Source organism: Undibacterium sp. Dicai25W (genome assembly GCF_049340505.1).
Lineage (GTDB): Bacteria > Pseudomonadota > Gammaproteobacteria > Burkholderiales > Burkholderiaceae_D > Undibacterium > Undibacterium jejuense.
The window spans coordinates 1-5,922 of sequence record NZ_JBMPOQ010000036.1; the positions used below are offsets into that span (position 1 = coordinate 1).

Genomic DNA, 5,922 nt, shown 5'->3' on the forward strand with positions numbered 1-5,922 from the left:
AACTGGCGCAACGCTTCATCACCTGGATGACCAGTCATACTCCAGCGGGCATTTTATTTGACATCGATATAGCTTTACGTCCCGATGGTATAAGCGTATTGCAAGTTCCAGATCACCATTATCTTCAGCTTGGTTACCTTGAGTGATAAGGTCCGGCTGGGCATGATCAACTTCGACAGGCGCTGGGGCTGTGTCATTATTTTTTTTAAAGAACGCAAATTTATCGAAGAGACCCATGTTTACTCAAGCAAGTTATCAGACATTAAAAAATAAATTTTGAATTAAAAATTCCGCATCAGCCAGCTAGTCAATTCATCCACATAGCTTTTGTCAAATCCTGCCTCAATCAAACGCCACTTAAATACATTACCAAGCTGCGCTTTTTTATACACATTCAAAGATTGCGAAATCTTGAATTGATAGACTTTTTGTTGAATTTTTGAGAGCAAAATTTTCTGCTTCTTTTCTACAAATTTAGTGGTTTTATCTTTTTTATCGACAACCACGCGTTCCAAATAAAAATCAGCCAATTCCTGACCAAATTTTTTGCACTCCCGTGCATCAAACCAAGCGAAAATCATTCAAGTATCCCAAATATGTTTATTAAATTTTTTTAATTGCAGCACTTTAATACAAATACGCTACTGTTTACGTTTCTTTTCTTCTGCCAATTCTTGCTTATGATTCTCTTTCCAATCACGCTCGTTCGCATCGATCACAGATAACTCATAAAATCCTGCATCTTTTTCTAATCGTGCCAGATCTAACTGCTGTAAGGCAGCTGTCCAGCTATTCTGAATCGCAAAGGCTTCTGCCAGCGCGATGTGCTGCAAAGCTTGCTTACCTTGTGCTGCATAGACTTTAGCTAGCAAATTTTGCAACTTCGCATCCTGCCTGTACAGCACGATTTGATCACGCAAAAAAATACCCGCTGTTTCTTCTTTTTTTGCATTTAACAAGGCTTCAACATACTGATAAACCAAGCCGCGAGATAAGGGCAAACGCTGTATGGCATCTTTGGCTTCAATACTCGCGAGCTCAAATTGCTTACTCCCCAGCAGAATATCAATGCTCAAACTATCAAACGTACTACTCAGATCAAGAAGATATTTTTGTCGGGCCGAGCGTACGGTTTGATCCCTTGCCTGATCAAGCAACTTCCGTGCCTTTGCAAAGTCTCTCTGCTTACATGCGACATAGGCCAAACCGTATTTGGCGGCGATTTGATCTTCTTCTTTTTCCGATTTCAACTGCATTTCAAATACTTGCTTAGCGTCTATCAGTCCTTGAACAGTAGGATCCTGCAACACGCGTACACGTGACTTCATCAGATAAAACTCTAAACCATCAGCTCTTTGTTTATAACGCAAGCCTTGAGCTCGCGCCTGAATGTCGGCAATGCGTTCACTAGTCAGAGGATGGCTACGCAGAAACTCCGGCGCGTTGTCAGTATAGTTGCGTGTGGACGCTTGCAAACGTCCAAAAAACGTTACCATCCCGTTCGGATCAAAACCGCCATCTTGCAAAATCTGAAAGCCTATCCGGTCTGCTTCACGTTCAGCATCTCTACTAAAGTTTAGCTGCTTTTGAATTGCCAGTCCTTGCCCACCAGACGCGACGGCGATCGCGGCGTCGGGACTTGAGCGGGCAGCTAACACTGCTAAAGCCAGTGCAACTAAAGGAATATAGGAATCATATTTTTGACTGGTGAGCGCGCGGGCGATATGTCGCTGTGCGACATGACCTATTTCATGGCCGATAACCGATGCTAATTCCGACTCGGTTTGTGCGGTCAGAATTAACGCAGTATGCAAACCAATAAAGCCACCGGGAAAGGCAAACGCGTTCAGTACAGGATCGCGTACCGCAAAAAATTCGAAATTATAAGCAGCCTCTCCCCTGGCATCGGGATGCGCATCTAACAACTGGTTTCCAAGACGGTTCAGATATTCTGAAACAGGTCCATCGTCAATATAATCTGGATCACGTCGTACCAGATTCATGATTTGTTCGCCAAGCTTACGTTCAGCTAGCGGCGACAGGTCTTCTCGCGACGTATCGCCTAAGGTTGGAAGATTTTGCGTCGCGGAGGTCGTTTGAGCATAGTTGCTTGAGGCGCACAAACTCGTCGCGAGAACAGCCGCCCCTATCAACAGTCTGAAATGAGGTCCGTTTGACCGCAGGAAGGAGATATTTTTTCTTTTCACGGTGCTATGATGTTCCTTGACGGCATTCGTTCCGAAATTGTTCAACTTTCCTCCAGATTTCACATCCATGACTACTCATTTCCAGCAATCCAGTCTGACCCATTTTGACAGCGATGGTCAGGCACATATGGTTGATGTCGCAGAAAAACAAGATAGCCATCGCATCGCCATTGCCTGTGGCAGCATCCGCATGAAACCAGAAACCCTGAGCATCATCACCGAAGGCACTGCAAAAAAAGGCGATGTGTTAGGTATCGCCCGCATTGCTGCCATCATGGCAGCCAAACGCACCAGCGATCTGATCCCACTCTGTCACCCGTTGGCTATCACTCGCATTCATGTCAATTTTAGCATCAGTACTGACACAAACTCCATACAATGCCAGGCACAAGTAGAAACCGTCGGCAAAACCGGTGTCGAAATGGAAGCGCTTACGGCCGTCCAGGTTGGTTTACTCACCATCTATGACATGTGCAAAGCGGTCGACCGTGGCATGGTGATGAGCGACATACGGGTATTAGAAAAGCATGGTGGCAAATCGGGGGACTGGGTTAGCCTGATCGATTAACCGCAAATCAGGCTATACCAAGTCACCAGGTCAATCAGCGATTTTCCATGCGGCAGTGTTAAGGTGCGTCGCGCGGTGGGATGTGAACTAATGCAGCTTGATAACGAGGATCAATCGCACCCTTTGCTTTCCAGTAATCATAATATTCCGGGTAATCGTATGGATGCAAACGCTGTAGCGTTTGCATCATCCTTACAGCCTTTTGCGGTTCGCCATTGAGCACATAAATTTCCGCGAGTTTATTAATGATATGGACAAAGCCAAAACGCAGCGTCCATTTTTCGACGTAAGCGATATCGCGTGCAGACATGCCTTCGTATGCCTGTATTTGCATCAATCTGAAGTAATCAAAAAATTCAGGATAAAAAGTATACGCTGGTTTAATCAGTGATTTTTGTCCTTCTTCAGTGATCTCTTTTTGGTAGCGCAACACGTTAAATCCTGCCAAAACGCGTTGATAATCCCAGGTCATTAAATTCATCACCAGTACTGCGGCCAACAGCACAGGAATGACGAGACGCGGCGAGACTTCTGTCACTGCTGCTGGCCAGCGTTGTTGATGCAATATGCCCATTAAGATCGCGACGGGCAGCAAGATGTAAGCGTACCACAATGGAAATTCCACCATGCTATGCACCATCGCTGCAATCACGCATAAGGCAGCAAATCGTGTCGCGGTGCTTTGCTCTTGCTTAATACAAGTCTGCCAAAACCACCAACCGAAACCCAGGCTTAAACACAAGGTGACAGGCCATCCAATTTCTGCCGCGAGGTTAAGAACGATATTGTGTGCGTGTTCAGCGTAAGTTGATGAAGAAAAATCAGCAGCAATCTTGACTTGTTCCGAGCCAAACCCAAACCATCCTACGCCCAACCACGGATGACTGGCCGCCATTTGCCAGGCTTGCTTCCATAAAACAGAGCGCTCAGAACGTCCGCCAATATGTTCCGCCAACGAACCACCTGACTGCCCGAAAAGCCCCACCACATAAGGTAGCAGAAAAACCATGGCAAAATATAAAGCGGGAACCAATAGCAAAAATGGTCGGGGAATATTTTGCACGTCCTTAGAACGACGCCATAAAAATACCGAAAATGCTGGCACGATAATCCAGCCAATCCGCGATTGCGTCAAAACGATGCCAATTAACAACAGTACTGTCACAATGATGCTTGCAACACGTTCAAGTAAATTCTGTTGGTGCAGAAAGTAGGTTGCAGCAAGGGCAAATGACAAAATCAGAGCGAGTTGATTTGGTTGCGCAATATTGGCGTAGGGTCGTCCTATGCTGTCACCGTGGTTCATGTACATGACATAGGGACTGACATTAAAATCTAGTACCTGCAAGAATTGCGCAAGGACAGAAACGATGCCCGCAATTAAAAAGGCAGTAGCGATCGTCAATGTGAATTGATGACGATTTTCATCGCTATCACCAAAACTGGCTCCGACGGCTATCGCCAAAGCAGCCAAAGCGAGATAGATGCAAGGGAATAGTAAGTCAAAAGAATCTTGATGCGGAATGAAGAAAGTTTGCAAAACTATCCAGGTAACCATACCAATCGGCACCAAGGACAAAGACACCAGACGCCATTGTTTTGTCAGACCAAGAAAAAATGCGAGGATTAATACGCCCAGAATCGGCAATGCATCATTGTAGTAAGACCTGAATGGATGTACATGAAAAGGCAATAAATATGCGACAAGCAAAAGCAGCGCAAACACATATGTCACATATGAAGTTGATCTGTTCGACAAATTAAATCCTATTAAAAAGCAGGGCTGAGCTCAATGGAATCATCAATAGTCAGCCAACATTCCGGGAAGCCGATTTGCAGCAATTTTACAAAAGGCTCCCAGAATACCAGATAGATTCAGTTTATTAGGTACTGTCGACAGACAGGTAAGAAACCGGCTGTGCTGTTTTCGCATCCAACAAGATGGTCCAGACGGCAAATTTAGAGATCAGTGGAAGATAACGAAGTTCATCCATCTTCTTACCTGATTTGGCTAAGACTTGGTCAAGCGCGTTTTTTTGTTCAGGATGGTTTTTCAGCAAAGTTGTCAACGGCTTGCTATCGGACAAAATTCGGGGCACCGATTTCTGGTAAGGTTGCCAGAATATAGGCCGCATGCTCTTATCGCTACCCGCCATTGCGTGCGCAATGGCATCAAAGCGCTCATCTTCACTCTTTACTTCACGAGTCCCAACAAAAATCGGTCCAGTCAACGGCAGTGATTTGAATTCATCAGACGCATTGGACAACTCGTCATCTGCAATTTCAATCGCAGACACAACACGGAATAGTTTTCCTTCAAATGCGACGACGACAGGACGAGCCAAATACACAGTATGAACGCCGTAGGCGAGGCCAGCCAACTGAAGACATGCGATGATAGTAAGATCACGAATGATCTCGGATCTCGGCTTTCGCGTATCAAAAATAACAAAAGTTAGCAGAGGGCCGAGGACAACGTCAACACTGCAAACCAATAGCAACAATGACCATCCACCAGACATTTCACTTAAGGGCCACGGATACCACAACAACAAAATAACTAAAGCGCCGACACCTGCAATGAGGCCTGAAATCAGCAAATGACAACACATTGCCTTGAATCTAGGTACCATTTTATTCATATCGCTCAAAGAATAATTTTAAATTGATAATTTAAGCAAAATTACAAGAATTTACTTTTTTCGTTTACTTTCTGGATGCAAAAATGATAAACCCGCCAGAGACTGGCGGGTTCATGTACTCAGATAACTACACTGAGATTAGTTACGGCATTCAGAAGGAACAAATGGGTAGTTCGCTGTATTAGCACCGGACGCACACTTCCAAGTAACAGGTGAGCCAGTTGTATAGGTAGGTGTCAATGTCAAAGAAACACCGTTCGCTTTTGTAGTACCAGTTCCAGTGATAGTACCAGTAGAGCTAGTGCATTTTACAGAAGCAGTGTTGACAGTAGCAGTAGTCAGATCTGTAACACCTAAGCAGTTGTCACCGCCTGTACCATTATTATTAGCAATATTTTCAGAAACGGTTGGCTTAAAGCCTTCCATCAAACCAACCACCTCAGTAACGCGGCTGCGTACTGTGTAGTTTTGATATGCTGGCAATGCAACCGCAGCCAAGATACCG

At 45.0% G+C, this 5,922-nt stretch carries 6 protein-coding genes and 1 pseudogene; 2 read left to right on the forward strand and 5 right to left on the reverse strand.

Features of this window, described 5'->3' with window-relative positions; translation table 11 throughout:
• A pseudogene (locus ACO0KY_RS19320) lies at positions 1-107 on the forward strand (hypothetical protein); the annotation flags it as partial.
• A gap of 174 nt (positions 108-281) precedes the next feature.
• Here the strand turns inward: ACO0KY_RS19320 and ACO0KY_RS19325 are convergent.
• Together ACO0KY_RS19325 and ACO0KY_RS19330 are read right to left on the reverse strand one after the other, a co-directional pair.
• On the reverse strand, positions 282-581 hold the full coding sequence (locus tag ACO0KY_RS19325) for a hypothetical protein (RefSeq protein WP_423048818.1): 300 nt from the start codon (positions 579-581) through the stop codon (positions 282-284).
• A 60-nt stretch (positions 582-641) separates the two neighbouring features.
• Positions 642-2,276, reverse strand: a complete 1,635-nt coding sequence (locus ACO0KY_RS19330; RefSeq protein ID WP_423048820.1) for a M48 family metalloprotease — start codon at positions 2,274-2,276, stop codon at positions 642-644.
• On the opposite strand from ACO0KY_RS19330, the gene moaC reads away from it, so the two are divergent.
• A complete protein-coding gene (moaC, locus tag ACO0KY_RS19335; RefSeq protein ID WP_423048822.1) occupies positions 2,275-2,775 on the forward strand; it encodes a cyclic pyranopterin monophosphate synthase MoaC in 501 nt (166 codons plus the stop codon). The two genes, ACO0KY_RS19330 and moaC, sit on opposite strands and share 2 nt — an antisense overlap.
• A 58-nt stretch (positions 2,776-2,833) precedes the next feature.
• Here moaC and ACO0KY_RS19340 read toward each other — a convergent pair whose 3' ends face one another.
• The 3 genes from ACO0KY_RS19340 to ACO0KY_RS19350 all read right to left on the reverse strand — a co-directional run.
• Complete coding sequence (locus ACO0KY_RS19340) at positions 2,834-4,534, reverse strand: Wzy polymerase domain-containing protein (protein ID WP_423048824.1); 1,701 nt, start codon at positions 4,532-4,534, stop codon at positions 2,834-2,836.
• Positions 4,535-4,658: 124 nt separating this feature from the next.
• Positions 4,659-5,417: a TfpX/TfpZ family type IV pilin accessory protein gene (gene tfpZ / locus ACO0KY_RS19345; RefSeq protein ID WP_423048826.1), complete on the reverse strand. Its 759-nt coding sequence runs from the start codon at positions 5,415-5,417 to the stop codon at positions 4,659-4,661.
• A 138-nt stretch (positions 5,418-5,555) separates the two neighbouring features.
• Positions 5,556-5,922, reverse strand: a 367-nt coding sequence (locus ACO0KY_RS19350) for a pilin (protein WP_423048828.1), incomplete at its 5' end; no start/stop codon positions are given.

Bases quoted from the DNA above. Each gene is read 5' to 3' on its own strand.
- ACO0KY_RS19325 (WP_423048818.1), bottom strand. From the start codon at position 581: ATGATTTTCGCTTGGTTTGATGCACGGGAGTGCAAAAAATTTGGTCAG.
- moaC (WP_423048822.1), top strand. From the start codon at position 2,275: ATGACTACTCATTTCCAGCAATCCAGTCTGACCCATTTTGACAGCGAT.
- ACO0KY_RS19330 (WP_423048820.1), bottom strand. From the start codon at position 2,276: ATGGATGTGAAATCTGGAGGAAAGTTGAACAATTTCGGAACGAATGCC.
- tfpZ (WP_423048826.1), bottom strand. From the start codon at position 5,417: ATGAATAAAATGGTACCTAGATTCAAGGCAATGTGTTGTCATTTGCTG.